Raw genomic sequence first — 16,040 nt, 5'->3', positions numbered from 1 at the left:
CGCCGCCTGGGCAAGGATGTTGCACGATGACCGGAACGACTCGATCAAGCGAGGGGCTCGATACCCGCCGCCGCAAGCTTCTGTTTCGTTCGTGGCACCGCGGCATGCGCGAGATGGACCTGATACTCGGCAGCTTCGCCGATGCCGAGATCGGCGCCTTGACCGGCGACGAAATCGACCAATATGAGAGGCTTCTCGACATTCCCGACACCGAATTCCTGCCTATCGTCACCGGCGAGCGCCCGGTTCCGACGGATATAGATTGTGCCGTCCTGCAAAAAATCCTGGCTTCGCGCCGGGACATGACCTTCTGAACAACGTGTAGCCATGAGCCTTATCCCTACGATCGGTCTGCCGAAAGGCCGCGCCGGCCAGTTCATTGTCGATGGCGTCGCCGACGGCTACGAAGCCTTTGCGCTGGTGCAGGCTGCGCACGAGATCGCCCCTGACAAGCCGGTGCTTTTCGTGGCACGCGACGGCCAGCGTCTGCCGGCGATCGTCGAGGCGCTTGCCTTTGCCGCGCCGGGCCTGCCGGTGCTGGAACTGCCGGCCTGGGATTGCCTGCCTTACGACCGCGTCTCGCCCGGCGCCGATGCCGCCGCAAGGCGGCTCGATGCGCTGGCAGCAATGATTGCGCTGGCGAAGAGGCCGCACCGCGCCGTCATTCTCACCACCGCGAATGCGTTGCTTCAGCGCATTCCGCCGGCGGAACTCGTCGAGGCGCAGACCTTTCACGCCAAGCCCGGTAACCAGATCGACATGAACGTACTGGTGTCGCGGCTGGAGACTTCCGGCTTCGAGCGGGTACCGACGGTGCGCGGCATCGGCGAATTTGCAGTGCGGGGCGGCATCCTCGATCTCTTCGCGCCCGGATGGGCGGAGGCGCTGCGCCTCGATTTCTTCGGCGATACGCTGGAATCGATCCGCGTCTTCGACACCGCAACACAGAGAACCACCGGCCAGCGCAAGTCGATGGCGTTGCAGGCGATGAGCGAGGTGGCGCTGACGCCGGAAACCATCAGCCGCTTCCGCCGTGCCTATATCGAAGCCTTTGGCGCACCCTCGCGCGACGATGGGCTCTATGCGGCGGTCAGCGAGGGCAGGCGGTTTGCCGGCATGGAGCACTGGCTGCCGTTCTTCTATGAGCGGCTGGAAACCGTCTTCGACTATCTACCCGACGCGCCTGTGGTTTTCGACCATCTGGCGCATGAGGCACTGGCCGAGCGCCACACTCTGATCCTCGACCACTACGAAGCGCGCAAGAAGCAGGCCGACGGCGCCTTGAAGGACGCGGTGCCCTACAAGCCGGTGCCGCCGGATCTGCTCTATCTGTCGCCAGAGAACCTGATTGCCTCGCTTGGCCCGCGCGAAGCAATAGACTTCACGTCGTTCGATGCGCCCGATGCCGGTGCGAAAAAGGTGTTCCATGCCGGCTCGCGCCACGGCCGCAGCTTCGTCGAGGAACGCGCCGACCCTAGCGCCAACGTTTTCGACGTCGTCGTAAAACACATTTCCGACGAGCGCGCTGCACGCCGCCGCGTCATCGTCGCCGGCTGGACCGAGGGTTCGCTCGACCGGCTTGGTCAGATCCTGGCCGAGCATCATCTTGGCAATCTGAAGCCGGTGGCGACGCTTGCCGAAGCCGAAAGGCTTGAGCCGGGGCAGGCGGGACTGGCCGTGCTACCGCTCGAATCCGGCTTCGAGACGGAGAAACTGGTCGTTGTCGCCGAGCAGGACATTCTCGGCGACCGGCTGATCCGACGCTCGAAGCGCAAGAAGCGCGCGTCCGACTTCATCGCCGAGGCTTCGGCGTTGTCCTCGGGCGATATTGTCGTCCATTCCGATCATGGCATTGGCCGTTTCATCGGGTTGCGTACCATCGAGGCGGTTGGTGCGCCTCACGATTGCCTCGAAATCCACTATGCCGGCGATGATCGGCTGTTCCTGCCTGTGGAAAACATCGAGCTGCTGTCGCGCTATGGCTCGGATTCGGCCGAGGCGACGCTCGACAAGCTTGGCGGCGGCGCCTGGCAATCGCGCAAGGCGCGGCTGAAGAAGCGCCTGCTCGACATGGCCGGGCAGCTGATCCGCATCGCCGCCGAGCGGCAGATGCGGGCCGCACCGGCGCTGGTGCCGGCGGAAGGCCTCTATGGCGAGTTTGCAGCGCGTTTTCCCTATGAGGAGACCGATGACCAGCAGACGGCGATCGATTCGGTCATGGATGATCTAGGCGCCGGAAAGCCGATGGACCGGCTGATCTGCGGCGATGTCGGCTTCGGCAAGACCGAAGTTGCACTTCGCGCCGCCTTCATCGCGGCGATGGAAGGCGTTCAGGTGGCGGTGGTGGTGCCGACGACATTGTTGTCGCGCCAGCATTTCAAGACCTTCTCGCAGCGCTTCTCGGGCCTGCCGATCCGTGTCGCCCAGGCCTCGCGGCTGGTCGGCGCCAAGGAACTGGCCGAGGCCAAGAAGGGCATCGCCGAAGGTCAGGTTGACATTGTCGTCGGCACGCACGCGCTGCTCGGCTCCTCGATCTCGTTCAAGAATCTCGGCCTGCTGATCATCGACGAGGAGCAGCATTTCGGCGTCAAGCACAAGGAACGGCTGAAAGACCTGAAGACCGACGTCCACGTCCTGACTTTGTCGGCGACGCCGATCCCGCGAACGTTGCAGCTTGCCTTGACCGGCGTGCGCGAGCTGTCGCTGATCGCTACGCCGCCGGTCGACCGCATGGCAGTGCGCACCTTCATCTCGCCCTTCGATCCGCTGGTCATCCGCGAAACGTTGCTGCGCGAGCGCTACCGTGGCGGCCATTCCTTCTATGTCGTGCCACGCATCAGCGATCTGGCGGAAATCCGTGATTTTCTGCGCGAATCCGTGCCTGAGCTGAAAGTGGCGGTGGCGCATGGCCAGATGCCGCCCGGTGAACTCGACGACATCATGAATGCTTTTTATGATGGTCAGTACGATGTGCTTTTGTCGACCACCATCGTCGAATCCGGCCTCGATATCCCGACCGCCAACACGCTGATCGTGCACCGCGCCGATATGTTCGGACTGTCGCAGCTCTATCAGCTGCGCGGCCGTGTCGGCCGTTCGAAGGTGCGCGCCTACGCGCTGTTCACGCTGCCCGCCAACCGCAAGCTCACTGACACCGCCGAGCGTCGGCTGAAAGTGCTGCAGTCGCTCGATACGCTGGGCGCCGGTTTCCAGCTGGCCAGCCACGACCTGGATATTCGCGGCGCCGGCAATCTGCTCGGCGAAGAGCAGTCGGGCCACATCAAGGAGGTTGGTTTTGAACTCTACCAGCAGATGCTGGAAGAGGCGGTGGCCGAAGTGAAGGATTCCGGCGAGGTGCAGGACGGCGGCTGGTCGCCGCAGATCGCCGTCGGCACAGCGGTGATGATCCCGGAAAGCTATGTCCCGGATCTGCAGCTCAGGCTGGCGCTCTATCGCCGTCTTGGCGATCTCGAAAATACGGAAGAGATCGATGCTTTCGGCGCCGAGCTGATCGACCGGTTCGGGACGCTGCCGGAAGAGGTAAAACATCTGTTGAAGATCGTCTTCATCAAGGCGCTTTGCCGCAAGGCCAACGTCGAGAAGCTCGACGCCGGGCCGAAAGGCGTCGTCATCCATTTCCGCAAGCGGGAATTCCCCAATCCGGTCGGGCTGGTCAAGCTCATCGGCGAACAGGGCTCGCTGGCCAAGATCCGGCCCGACCAGAGCGTCGTCTTCAGCCGCGACTGGCCGACCCCCGAAAAGCGGCTGGCAGGCTCGGCGGTTGTCATGACGCAGTTGGCACGGCTGGTGGAGAAGGCGGCGGCGTAGCAGGGTGTCGCTGGTGCTCTGGGCACAGCCGCACCGGCACTTTCACCGTGCCGTGCCCATTCGCCACGCGGCCAATTCCGGTCTAGAATAGGAAATCGGCTTCGTGTATGGAGCCGCGACCCCATATTGGGCGGATTGGCGGGCGATGGCGTCCGTGCGAAAGAGCGTTGGGTGCTTCGATGACGAAATGGTCGCCGAATTCGTGGAGAGCTAAGCCGATCCAGCAGGTTCCTGCCTATCCGGACCTTGTCGCGCTGAGGAACACGGAAGCCCAGCTCGCCACCTTTCCGCCGTTGGTTTTTGCAGGTGAGGCGCGCAAGCTGAAGAAGCAGCTTGCAGCCGTCGCTGCCGGGGACGCATTCCTTCTGCAGGGTGGCGATTGCGCCGAGAGCTTCGCCGAGCATGGCGCCGACAATATCCGCGACTTCTTCCGCGTCTTTTTGCAGATGTCGGTGGTACTGACCTTCGCCGGCGCGCAGCCGGTGGTGAAGGTCGGCCGTGTCGCCGGCCAGTTCGCCAAGCCGCGCTCGTCCGACAATGAGACCAAGGGCGGTGTGACGCTGCCCAGCTATCGCGGCGACATCATCAATGGCATCGAGTTCGATGCCAAGTCGCGCATTCCCGATCCTGCGCGGCAGGAGATGGCGTACCGCCAGTCGGCGGCGACGCTCAACCTGTTGCGCGCCTTCGCCCAGGGCGGCTACGCCAGCCTGGAGAACGTGCATCAATGGATGCTCGGCTTCGTGTCCGACAGCCCGCAGGGCGAGAAATACGAGTCGCTCGCCAACCGCATCACCGAGACGATGGACTTCATGAAGGCCGTCGGCATCACCTCGGAGACCAATTACGCGCTACGCGAGACCGATTTCTACACCAGCCACGAAGCGCTGCTGCTCGGTTATGAAGAGGCGCTGACCCGCGTCGATTCGACTTCGGGCGACTGGTACGCCACCTCCGGCCACATGATCTGGATCGGCGATCGCACGCGCCAACCCGACCACGCGCATGTCGAATACTGCCGTGGCATCAAGAACCCGCTCGGCCTGAAATGTGGCCCGTCGCTGACGCCGGACGGCCTGTTGCAGCTCATCGACCTGCTCAATCCGGAGAACGAGCCTGGCCGGCTGACGCTGATTGCCCGCTTCGGTTCCGATAAGGTCGCCGAACATCTGCCCAAACTGGTGCGCGCGGTGCAGAAGGAAGGCCGCAGCGTGGTGTGGTCGTCGGATCCGATGCATGGCAATACCATCGAGGCCGCCGGCTACAAGACACGGCCGTTCGACCGCATCCTGAAGGAGGTGCAGACCTTCTTCGAGGTGCATCGCGTCGAAGGCACGCATCCCGGCGGCATCCACATCGAGATGACCGGCAAGAACGTCACCGAGTGCACCGGTGGTGCCCGCGCCATCACCGCCGAAGAGCTGCAGGATCGCTACCACACCCATTGCGACCCGCGCCTCAATGCCGACCAGGCGATCGAACTGGCCTTCCTGGTGTCCGATCTGCTCAAGAAGAGCCATCCGGTCCAGCACAAGCAGGCCGTCAACGGCTGATGCGATCTGAACTTTGATATATTGAAAAAGCGCCGGAGAAATCCGGCGCTTTTTGTATTCAATCCGGCGGGTGTCGCATTTGCTCGTGCGTAACGCGCGCAAAACTGGAATCCTGCCAAGCGATGGCAATTGCATTGGGAGGCCGAGATGGCTGACAGTCACAGCGGATCATGCTTGTGCGGGGCAGTGCGGTTGCAGACGCGAGGACCGCTACGCGGCGTTATCTACTGCCATTGCTCGCAGTGCCGAAAGCAGAGCGGGCATTTTTATGCCGCGACCAATGTCGCCGATCGCGACATCACAATCGCCGGCGCAGAGAACGTCACCTGGTACGAGGCATCTTCGTTTGCCAGGCGCGGTTTCTGCAAGACATGCGGATCGCTGCTGTTCTGGAAACCGATGGAGGGTGGCTACGTTTCGGTCATGGCCGGCCTGTTCGACGCGCCAACCGGACTTCAAGGGGAATGTCATATCTTCGTCGGCGACAAGGGCGATTACTACGCGATCGACGATGGGCTGCCGCAGTTCGAGAAGTCGACGCCGTCGATCAAGGTAGCAGACGGCTGATTTTTGAAGAGGCCGCCTTATTCCCTTGATCCAGCCATTGCGCTATCCCCTGCCGGTGATTCCGAAGGGTTTTGGCATGCAGCGGCTGATCGACGCTTTTTACAATTCGGTGCGGGCGTTTCGCAAACTGGCCGCCGGCGAGGAGGCCTTCCAGCTGGAACTGGTCCTGCTTGTGCTTGCGCTGCCGCTCGGCTGGTTCCTTTCAGAATCGTGGCGCGGCTATGCCCTGCTGATCGGTGCGGTGCTGCTCATGATCATGATCGAAGTGCTGAACACCGGCATTGAGGCGGCATGCGACGCGTTCAGCCGCGAATTCAACATCGACATCCAGCTAGCCAAGGATTGCGGTTCGCTGGCGGTGCTGATTTCGGTGGTGATCGTCGCCGGCGTCTGGGGCGTCGCAGTCATCGAGCGCATCGTTGGGGTACCGATCTGAGGTTTCAGGCACCACATGCCGGTTAATCGAGGAGACCGATATGGCCGATACCGCCGGATTTCTGCTGCTTGAACGTGAGGGCCTGCCGGACGATCTGCGCTGGCTGGTGGAAAAATATCCGCGCGAGGACTGGCAGGCGCATGCCAACATCCACGGCATGGCCAATATGTGGCTGCAGCGGCACGACATGTTCCGCGACCTTGGCGGCATGCTCACCAACGGCATTGGCGATTATCGTGAGGGCAGGCTGAACGCGCCGGAATTCGCACGCTGGTTCGCGCCGCGCCTCAATCATTTCCTCGGCAATCTCGATGGCCACCACAATGTCGAGGACCATCACTATTTCCCGGTCTTCGCCAGGGCCGAGACTCGTCTGAAGCGCGGCTTCGAAATCCTGGATGCCGATCACCACACAATCCATGAGGGACTGGAGCGCAATGCCGAGGCGGCAAATGCCTTCATCGGCACGCTTCAGGAGAGCGAGGACAAACAGCGCTTCGCCGCCGATGCCTATGCCGACGAGAACAGCCGGCTGATCGCCATGTTGACCCGGCATCTTGCCGACGAGGAAGACCTGATCATTCCGCTGATCCTCGAGAAGGGCGACCGCGCGCTCGGCATTGATTGACGATCAGCTTCCCTTGCGAAGCTCCTTCTTGGCGAGGACGTGCGACGCCAGCCAGCCGAGGATGGCCACAACGAGACCGATGACCAGGGCGATCAGCAACCGCTCGTGGCGGGCCAGCGCCTGGCCGACGATGCGCTCCGCGCCCAGCCCGAAGACATAACCGACAGTGCAGAACAGTGCCGCCCAGACTACCGACGAGATGGCGTTGAGGATGACGAAGCGCGCTGCGGCGATGCCCGACAGCCCGGCTGCGATACCACCGACCAGGCGCAGGCCATAGATGTAGCGGTTCGACAGCACGAAAATGTTGGGATGAGAGGTGACAAGGCGGTAGGCGTGGCTGAACCCTGGCCGGGCTCGGAGTCCGATCACGAATTTATGGTCGGCGAAGCTCCGTCCCAGGATGAAAAAGAACGTGTCGCCACCGAAGGCGCCGAGCGCCGCCGCGAGGAAGGCCTGCCACGGGACGAAGACATGCTGATGCGCAAAGAAACCGCCAAGGATGGCGGCGCTTTCGCCCTCGGCGACGCAGCCCAGAAAAACCGCGACCAGCCCATATTGCTCAATGAGACGATGGATGGCTTCCGTCATGAAGACGTCCGCTGGTTCGACAGAATCTCGTCGATGCGCTTCACCTGCTCGGCCAGCCGGGCGATCTCGTCGCGCATGCCGATGATCTGGCTGTGGCGCAGTTCGTCGAGCTTTTCATGCAACGCCATGATCTCGATCTCGGCCTTGAGATTAACCTCATAGTCGTGGGCGGCGTCGATACGATCGCGCTCGGTCTGGCGGTTCTGCGCCATCATGATCACTGGCGCCTGCAGGGCAGCAACCATGGAAAGCACGAGATTGAGGAAGATGAAAGGATAGGGATCGAAGGCGGCGCGCGACAAGAGCCAGACATTGCCTGCCGTCCACAGGATCAGGAAGCCAATGAATGTCAGGATGAAGGACCACGAACCGCCGATCCGGGCGATGGTGTCAGCCAGGCGGTCGCCAAACGTCTGGTGAAAGGCGACGGCCTTGTTGGTGTCTTTGGAGATCGTGGTGCGCTCGAGCGTTGATTGCAGCACCCGGCTTTCGAGCGCGCTGAGGCCGTCCGGCTTTCGCTTCAGCCAGCGGTTTGCCAGGTCCTCGATCGTTTTGTTCATCGTCGCCTCCGTCGTCAGCGATAGAGGTAGAAGCTGCCGGTTCATACGGGAAGTGGTAGATTGACGCGATGGGGTCAGGAAACAATGGTGGATTTTCAGAAGATTCGCGCCCGTGCGGCGAAACGCAAAGGCGGTGAGGCAGCGCTGACGTCGCTGCTGGGCCCTACGCCCGACAATGCCGCGCTGGCAAAGATTGCGGATGACCGGATCCTGTCGACCATGGCCGAACGGGTCTTTGCCGCCGGCTTCGTCTGGCGCGTCATCGAGCAGAAATGGCCAGGTTTCGAGGAAGCATTTCTTGGCTTCGAGCCGAAGCGGCTGCTGTTCCAGCCTGACGATTTCTGGCACGATCTCACCGCCGACAAGCGCATCGTGCGCAATCCGCAGAAGATGAAGTCGGTACGCGACAACGCAGCCTTCGTCGAGCGCGTGTCGAAGGAGCATGGCAGCTTCGGCAAGTTCCTCGCCGACTGGCCGGCCGGCGATCAGGTCGGGCTGATGGCTTATCTCGGCAAGCACGGGAGCCGGCTCGGCGGCAATACCGGCCAGTATTTTCTGCGCTGGCTGGAGTGGGACGCCTTCATCGTCTCGGCCGACATGGCGGCAGCGCTGCGCGACGCCGGGCTCGACATCGCGCAGAGCCCGACATCGAAGAAGGACCTAGACAAGATCCAGGTGCAGATCAACGCCTGGGCGGCGGAGACCGAGCTGCCGCGCCGACACATTTCGCGCATTCTGGCAATGTCGATCGGCGAGAACCATCCGCCGGAGGCGCTACGCGAATATATGGGCGAATAGGACCGATTGTTTGGTCCAAACGAACGCCATTGCCCGACGAATTTTGCCGCGCTAAACCCACAGGCATGATCGACAAGACCGCTCCAGACATATTGCGCATCGCCGTCGCCCAGCTCAATCCGACGGTCGGCGACGTCGCCGGCAATCTTGCCAAGGCGCGCGAGGCGAGGGCGGATGCCGCCCGCCAGGGCGCCGATCTCGTGCTGTTCACCGAGCTTTTCCTGGCCGGCTATCCGCCTGAGGATCTGGTGCTGAAGCCCGCCTTCCTGAAGGCCTGCGAGCGGGCTGCCGAGGACTTCGCCGGCGATACCGCCGATGGCGGCCCGGGCGTCATCATCGGCACGCCGCTGAAGCGCAAGACCGGCACGCACAATTCGATCATCTTTGCCGATGGCGGCAAGATCCTTGCCGAACGCTACAAGCTCGATCTGCCGAATTACGGTGAGTTCGACGAGAAGCGCGTCTTCCAGGCCGGACCCGAGATCCAAGGGCCGGTCAATTTCCGCGGCGTGCGGGTGGGAGTGCCGATCTGTGAAGATATCTGGGGCGAGATTGCCGTCTGCGAGACGCTGGCCGAAAGCGGCGCGGAAATCCTGCTGGTCCCGAACGGCTCGCCCTATTACCGCGGCAAGGTCGACGTCCGCCACCAGATCGTCATCCGCCAGGTCATCGAATGCGGACTGCCGATTATCTATGCCAACCAGCTTGGCGGCCAGGACGAGCTGATCTTCGACGGCGCGTCGTTTGCCATAGGCTCTGACAAGACGCTGGCCTTCCAGATGAGCCAGTTCGAGGAGACGGTCAACGTCACCACCTGGAAGCGAAAGAATGACGTCTGGGTCTGCTCTGACGGACCGATGTCGAAAATCCCGGAGAAGGAGGAGGCCGACTATCGCGCCTGCATGTTGGGCCTGCGCGACTACGTCAACAAGAACGGCTTCAAGAATGTCGTGCTCGGCCTTTCCGGCGGCATCGATTCGGCGATCTGCGCGGCACTTGCCGTCGATGCGCTCGGCGAGGAACGGCTGCGCGCCGTGATGATGCCTTACCGCTACACTTCGACGGACTCGCTCAAGGACGCCGAGGACTGCGCCCGCGCGCTCGGCTGCCGCTACGATATCGTGCCGATCTTCGAGCCGGTCGAGGGCTTCCTGCACACACTGACGCAGCTTTTCGAGGGCACCAAGGAAGGCATCACCGAGGAAAACCTGCAGAGCCGGGCCCGTGGCACCATCCTGATGGCGATTTCCAACAAGTTCGGCTCGATGGTGGTCACTACCGGCAACAAGAGCGAGATGTCGGTAGGCTACGCCACGCTCTATGGCGACATGAATGGCGGCTTCAACCCGATAAAGGACCTCTACAAGATGCAGGTCTATGCGTTGTCGCGCTGGCGCAACGCGCATGTGCCGCCGGGCGCGCTAGGCCCGTCCGGCGAGGTGATCCCGAACAATATCATCGACAAGGCGCCCTCGGCGGAACTGCGCGAGAACCAGACCGACCAGGATTCGCTGCCGCCCTATCCAGTGCTCGACGACATATTGGAGTGTCTGGTCGAGAACGAGATGGGTGTCGACGAGATCGTTGCGCGCGGCCATGACCGGGCGACGGTGACGCGCGTCGAGCACCTGCTTTACGTCGCCGAATACAAGCGCCGGCAGGCAGCGCCCGGCGTGAAGATCACCAGGAAGAATTTTGGCCGCGACCGCCGCTATCCTATTACCAACCGGTTCAGGGATGGCGGGTAGGCGATTGGCTGCATAACGGTTTAGCCATGGCCAACTTTGAAATCAGCTTCGACCTGTCGCAGATCGACTTCCGGGCGACGTCCGACATTTTGAAGGAGAGCTATTGGGGCAGCGGCCGCAGCGATGAACTGCACCGCCGCGCCTTTGCCAACTCACTGTGCGTCGGCGCCTATGTCGGCGGCAATCAAGTCGGCTTTGGCCGGGCGATCACCGACCGTACGGTATTTGCCTATCTCGCCGACATCATTGTCTGGCCCGGGTATCGCGGGCAAGGCATCGGGACCCGGCTTGTCCAGGCGCTTATCGACCACCCGGATTGCAAGACTGTCACCCACTGGAGCCTGTCTACCAACGATGCCCACGCGGTCTACGAGAAGCTCGGCTTCAGGCCTTCCACCGACGGCCGCTATATGCGCCGACCGCGTCCCGGCAGCCTGAACAGAGGCAGCGCACAACCGACCGTTGTTGCAAAATCGTCTCACTGGTTGGACCAGATGCCCTTTCGACCATCTACTGACTTGGCGCGGCGTTGAGGCGTCTCTATAAACGCCTTTCCGCGATCCCCTTGGGGAGGACCGAAATGCCAGGATTTGACATCGTTATGCGAGGCCGCGAAGCCTAGGTCCCAATCGGTGAGCCCGAAGGTTCTTACCTTTGCGGCGAAGCCGAGCTGAGAACAGGCGTTCGTCGATGCCGGTCGCCGCCCGTATTCGGGCGAGCCGCCAAATGTGCCGAACCTCCGCTTTCCTTGGGTGCTAATTCGCCCGACGCGGTTTTTTCAATTTCGACCTTTCCGGGATCGGGCTCGTTTGCGCCCGAATGACATCATGGCTCGTTTTCGAATAGATTTGCGCGCGGGCGCCTTTCGCAGCGTTCTTGGTTTTACGCTCAGTCATTGGCGGCGCCAGCCGTGGCGGCTTTCGCTGATCATGGCCACATTCCTGCTGTCGACCCTGGCCGACGTGCTGACGCCGCTCTATTCCGGCCGGCTGGTCGACGCCGTTGCCAGCAGTGCCACTGCCGACGATGTCGCATGGAATGCCGCGACGGCTGCCTTTTCGATGCTGGTGGCCCTGGCGCTCACCGGTGTCGTGCTGCGCAATCTCGCCTTCATGGCCATCGTCGAACTGACCCTGAAGATGATGGCCGACATCGCCGCCGATGCCTTCCACCGCGTCCAGCGCTTCTCCACCGACTGGCACGCAAACAGCTTCGCCGGATCGACGGTGCGCAAGATAACGCGCGGCATGTGGGCGCTCGACCTGCTCAACGACACGATCCTGATCGCGCTGCTGCCGTCGGTCGTCATGCTTGTCGGCTCGACGCTGTTGCTCGGCTGGTTCTGGCCGCTGATGGGCGCGGTCGTCGCGACGGGCTCGGTGCTGTTCATCGCCGTGACGACGATGCTGTCGCTCGGCTATGTCGCCCCCGCGGCAAGGCTTGCCAATGCGTGGGATACGCGGCTTGGCGGCTCGCTGGCCGATGCGGTGAGCTGTAATGCCGTGGTCAAGGGTTTTGGCGCCGAGGAGCGCGAGGAGACACGGCTTGCCGACGTCGTCGCCAAATGGCGCGCACGCACGCGGCGCACCTGGGTGCGCGGCACCGTCAACGGCACCACGCAAGGCACGATGCTGCTGCTTTTGAGGGCAGCGGTCATTGGGTTCTCACTGCTTTTGTGGTCGTGGGGGCAGGCGAGCGCCGGCGACGTCGCCTTCGTGCTGACCTCATTCTTCGTGCTGCAAGGCTATCTGCGCGACATCGGCACGCATATCCGCAATCTGCAGCGCTCGATCAACGATATGGAGGAACTGGTCGACTTCCAGTCCGAACCACTCGGCATCGAGGATCGGCCCCGCGCCAAACCGATCCGGATCACCGATGGCCGTATCACCTTCGACAATGTCACGTTCCACTACGGCAACCATCGCTTGCCGCTCTATCGCGACTTTTCGGTGGATATCGCGCCGGGCGAGCGGGTCGGGCTGGTTGGCCATTCGGGCTCCGGCAAGACCACATTCGTCAAGCTGATCCAGCGCCTCTATGACGTGACTGCGGGCAATATCCTGATCGACGGCCAGGATATTGCCAATGTCGCGCAGGCGTCGCTGCGCGCACAGATCGCGATCGTCCAGCAGGAGCCGATCCTGTTCCACCGGTCGCTGGCTGAAAACATCGCCTATGCCCGGCCGAGCGCCACGCAGGCCGAGATCGAACACGCGGCGCGCTTGGCCAGCGCGCATGACTTCATCGCCGATTTGCCGAAAGGCTATGGCACGCTGGTCGGCGAGCGTGGCGTAAAGCTGTCGGGCGGCGAGCGTCAGCGTGTTGCAATCGCACGCGCCTTCCTCGCCGATGCGCGCATCCTCATCCTGGACGAGGCAACGTCGAGCCTCGATTCGGAATCGGAGGTGCTGATCCAGCAGGCGATGGAGCGCTTGATGGTCGGCCGCACGACGCTGGTCATCGCCCACCGGCTGTCGACCGTGCGCGCGCTGGACAGGCTTCTGGTGTTCGATCGCGGCCGCATTGTCGAGGAGGGATCGCATGACCAACTGATCCGGCTGCAAGGCGGCATCTACCGCCGGCTGTTCGAACGCCAGGCGCTCGAGCTGACCAAGGGCCTGGTGATCTGACGGTTACGGCGCGGCGCGTCTTAATGGACGCGCGGCGCTGCCGTCTTTTCTTCGTCTTCGTCATGTTCTATGTCTGCCGCAGAGCGCGGGGGCGCGTCTTGTCAACAGCAAAACCATCCGGTACGCCCCGCTCATGACAGTTACCGTCCGTTTCGCCCCGTCACCGACCGGCCGCATCCATATCGGCAATGCGCGCACCGCTTTGTTCAACTGGCTGTTCGCCATCAAGAACAAGGGCCGCTTCATCCAGCGCTTCGACGATACCGACGTTGCCCGTTCGACGCAGGAATTTTCCGACGCCATCCTTTATGACCTGCATTGGCTGGGCATCTTCCCCGATGCCACGGAGTATCAGTCGCGGCGGGTCGAAATCTATGATGCCGCACTGGAAAGGCTGAAGGAGGCCCGCCTCGTCTATGCCTGCTATGAGACGCCTGAAGAGCTCGACCTGAGGCGCAAGGTGCGCCGCACGCGTGGCCTGCCGCCAGTCTATGGCCGCGAGGCGCTGACGCTGGCACCCGAGCAGGTCGCGGAATATGAGGCCGATGGCCGGCGGCCGCACTGGCGCTTTCTGCTGCCCAACTTCAGCAGCGATCCGCTGCAGCCGGAGCGCACCGAAATCCACTGGAACGACCTGGTGCGCGGCGAGGAGACCGTCGACCTCGCCTCGCTTTCAGATCCCGTTCTGCGGCGCGAGGACGGCACCTATCTCTACACACTGCCTTCGGTGATCGACGACATCGACATGGGCGTCAGCCATGTCATTCGTGGCGACGACCACGTCACCAATACCGGCGTCCAGATAGCCCTGTTCCGGGCGCTCAGCGCCGAGCCGCCGGTGTTCGGCCACCACAATCTTCTGACAACAGCATCAGGCGAGGGGCTTTCCAAGCGCACCGGCGCGCTGTCCATACAGAGCCTGCGTGAGAGCGGCATAGAGCCAATGGCGGTCGCTTCGCTGGCGGTACTCGTCGGTACCTCGGAAAACGTCGTGGCGGTGCCGACGATGGCTGAACTTGCCGAGCGCTTCGATCCGGCGGCAACATCGAAATCCGCCGCCAAATTCGATCCGGACGAGCTCTTCGTGCTCAACCGCACGCTGCTGCACCACATGCCCTTTTCCGAGGCGCGCGACCGGCTGATCGTGCTCGGCATCTCTGGCGAACAGGCCGAGCCTTTCTGGCTGGCGGTGCGCGGCAATCTCGACAGGCTGGCCGATGCGGCGATCTGGTGGCGCACACTTCGCGACGGTCCAGAGGAGCCGGCGGAGTTTTCCGACGATGACCGCGACTTTCTTCGCCAGGCGTTCGAACTGCTGCCGGAGGAGCCTTGGAACGGCACCGTCTGGAAAGACTGGACCGGCAAAATCCGAGCGGCGAGCGGCCGTAAGGGCAAAGCGCTGTTCATGCCGCTGAGGCTGGCGCTTACGGGACAGCCTTCGGGTCCGGAGCTTGCAGATCTGTTGCCGCTGCTGGGTCGGGAAGGAACGTTGGCCCGACGACCCTGACCTTGCGCTGTTCGGGCGGCGGCAGGGACGTCAGCGAAGGCACGGGTTTGACGGCAAGGCGTCTGATCGCCTCACGGTCGAGGCCGCCTTCCGCGTTGGCCAAGGTCTCCGGGTCGGCGCCCGGATCAGGCCTGGCAACCGGCACCGGAATGAACGGAGTGGTCTCCACGTTCGCTTCGGATCGTTCCGGGCTGGGCGGGTTGCCGGCGATGATTTCGAAATTCTGCGCGGCATTGCAGCCGCAGGCCGGCGGCCGTGGCATGTCGGACTGCTTGTAGAGGTAGGCCGTCGGCAGTTCGATATAAGGCCTGCCGGTCACCGAAGACGTCATGGACGCCGAATCGCTGTTCATGCCGCGCGTGTAGAAAACCTGCATCTCGGTGCCGGGGCAGCTCGATTCGCAATTCTTCTGGTCGCGCTCGAAATCGCCGAGCGAGGCAGCATTCGACATCGGGAAGAAATAACCGTCGCAGGTCCGCACACACATGGTGCGGAATTCTCCTCGCGGCTGGCCCATGTCGGCGTTGTTGAGCAGGGTGCGGATGTTGCCCGGCTGACTTAGCTCTTCAGCCTGGCTGGGCTCTTCACGCTGGTCGGGCGCATCGGATTCACTGCCCAAAAGCTGCTCGAGCAGGTTTCCGTTGCCGTTTTCATCGCTGGCTTCGCGAACCGGTGCGGGCTTTGATGGCGCCGCTTCGTCGCGGCAGCCATTGGCGTCAAGCGAGGTCAATATGCGCGCGCGATCGCGTCGCGAACCACCGCTGTCAAGCTCAGCGCGCTTGGCCTGCAAGTCGTCGAGATTGGCAGCCATGCGATCAATGGTGGCGTCGAGTGCCGCGCATACGTTGGCGTTGCGGCGAGACAGCGAAAAGCCGCAGCCGGCGCTGCTGGATTGGCTGACGGCCTTTGAAATCTGCTGGCGCTGCCGGGCGATCGCGTCGTCATATTTCCTGAGCAAGGCCGGTTTGCCGCCGCCACCACGAGAAGCGGCAGCAAGATCGGCTTCAAGCTGGCGGCAGAGGCGGGAGGCGGCCTGCGCCTGAGTGACGGCGATGTCGCACAGTAGCAGGGCACCGAGCAGCGCGGCGGCCCGCGTCAGCTTGCAACTTGCGCCCGTCATCCCTCCGAAACTCCGCCTGCCTGTCGTTCAGAAAGCTACCGCGCTTGCGGTTAACCGTTTGTTTAGCATAC

At 62.7% G+C, this 16,040-nt stretch carries 14 protein-coding genes; 11 read left to right on the top strand and 3 right to left on the bottom strand.

Annotated features, from left to right (window positions below; translation table 11 throughout):
- Window positions 1–26: 26 nt before the first annotated feature.
- The 6 genes from NKH37_RS02525 to NKH37_RS02500 all read left to right on the top strand — a co-directional run bounded on the left by NKH37_RS02525 (window position 27) and on the right by NKH37_RS02500 (window position 7,012).
- Complete coding sequence (locus NKH37_RS02525) at window positions 27–314, top strand: succinate dehydrogenase assembly factor 2 (RefSeq protein ID WP_023720093.1); 288 nt, start codon at window positions 27–29, stop codon at window positions 312–314.
- Window positions 315–327: 13 nt separating this feature from the next.
- Complete coding sequence (gene mfd, locus NKH37_RS02520; protein WP_352855387.1) at window positions 328–3,828, top strand: transcription-repair coupling factor; 3,501 nt, start codon at window positions 328–330, stop codon at window positions 3,826–3,828.
- Between the two features lie 179 nt (window positions 3,829–4,007).
- Complete coding sequence (locus NKH37_RS02515) at window positions 4,008–5,381, top strand: class II 3-deoxy-7-phosphoheptulonate synthase (protein WP_352482211.1); 1,374 nt, start codon at window positions 4,008–4,010, stop codon at window positions 5,379–5,381.
- Between the two features lie 147 nt (window positions 5,382–5,528).
- Window positions 5,529–5,948, top strand: coding sequence for a GFA family protein (locus NKH37_RS02510; RefSeq protein ID WP_352482212.1), 420 nt, complete (start codon window positions 5,529–5,531; stop codon window positions 5,946–5,948).
- A gap of 76 nt (window positions 5,949–6,024) precedes the next feature.
- On the top strand, window positions 6,025–6,384 hold the full coding sequence (locus NKH37_RS02505; RefSeq protein WP_023720089.1) for a diacylglycerol kinase: 360 nt from the start codon (window positions 6,025–6,027) through the stop codon (window positions 6,382–6,384).
- 40 nt (window positions 6,385–6,424) lie between these two features.
- Entirely contained in the window at window positions 6,425–7,012 is a 588-nt protein-coding gene (locus tag NKH37_RS02500) for a hemerythrin domain-containing protein (protein WP_023720088.1), read from the top strand.
- Between the two features lie 3 nt (window positions 7,013–7,015).
- Here NKH37_RS02500 and NKH37_RS02495 read toward each other — a convergent pair whose 3' ends face one another.
- Both NKH37_RS02495 and NKH37_RS02490 read right to left on the bottom strand, forming a co-directional pair.
- Window positions 7,016–7,603: a DedA family protein gene (locus NKH37_RS02495; protein ID WP_023720087.1), complete on the bottom strand. Its 588-nt coding sequence runs from the start codon at window positions 7,601–7,603 to the stop codon at window positions 7,016–7,018.
- Window positions 7,600–8,163, bottom strand: coding sequence for a DUF1003 domain-containing protein (locus NKH37_RS02490; RefSeq protein ID WP_352642697.1), 564 nt, complete (start codon window positions 8,161–8,163; stop codon window positions 7,600–7,602). Before NKH37_RS02490 ends, NKH37_RS02495 begins: the two co-directional genes overlap by 4 nt.
- Before the next feature lie 84 nt (window positions 8,164–8,247).
- Here NKH37_RS02490 and NKH37_RS02485 point away from each other — a divergent pair, with 84 nt between their 5' ends.
- The 5 genes from NKH37_RS02485 to gltX all read left to right on the top strand — a co-directional run bounded on the left by NKH37_RS02485 (window position 8,248) and on the right by gltX (window position 14,849).
- A complete protein-coding gene (locus NKH37_RS02485) occupies window positions 8,248–8,961 on the top strand; it encodes a DNA-3-methyladenine glycosylase I (RefSeq protein ID WP_353004182.1) in 714 nt (237 codons plus the stop codon).
- A 65-nt stretch (window positions 8,962–9,026) separates the two neighbouring features.
- Window positions 9,027–10,709, top strand: a complete 1,683-nt coding sequence (locus NKH37_RS02480) for an NAD+ synthase (protein WP_352494564.1) — start codon at window positions 9,027–9,029, stop codon at window positions 10,707–10,709.
- A 26-nt stretch (window positions 10,710–10,735) separates the two neighbouring features.
- Window positions 10,736–11,242: a GNAT family N-acetyltransferase gene (locus NKH37_RS02475; RefSeq protein WP_353004184.1), complete on the top strand. Its 507-nt coding sequence runs from the start codon at window positions 10,736–10,738 to the stop codon at window positions 11,240–11,242.
- A gap of 294 nt (window positions 11,243–11,536) precedes the next feature.
- The gene (locus NKH37_RS02470) at window positions 11,537–13,342 is read left to right on the top strand and encodes an ABC transporter ATP-binding protein (protein ID WP_352494565.1); all 1,806 of its coding nucleotides are present in this window, start codon (window positions 11,537–11,539) and stop codon (window positions 13,340–13,342) included.
- 133 nt (window positions 13,343–13,475) lie between these two features.
- Window positions 13,476–14,849, top strand: a complete 1,374-nt coding sequence (gene gltX / locus NKH37_RS02465) for a glutamate--tRNA ligase (RefSeq protein WP_352482218.1) — start codon at window positions 13,476–13,478, stop codon at window positions 14,847–14,849.
- Here gltX and NKH37_RS02460 read toward each other — a convergent pair.
- Window positions 14,767–15,969 (bottom strand): DUF2865 domain-containing protein, encoded by a 1,203-nt coding sequence (locus tag NKH37_RS02460; RefSeq protein ID WP_353004186.1) that lies wholly within the window; start codon window positions 15,967–15,969, stop codon window positions 14,767–14,769. The genes gltX and NKH37_RS02460 overlap by 83 nt on opposite strands.
- Window positions 15,970–16,040: the final 71 nt, after the last annotated feature.

It is taken from the genome of Mesorhizobium sp. M1217 (assembly GCF_040318275.1).
GTDB lineage: Bacteria > Pseudomonadota > Alphaproteobacteria > Rhizobiales > Rhizobiaceae > Mesorhizobium.
The sequence above is the reverse complement of the archived record's forward strand: the minus strand, read 5'-3'. Positions and strand labels throughout refer to the sequence as shown.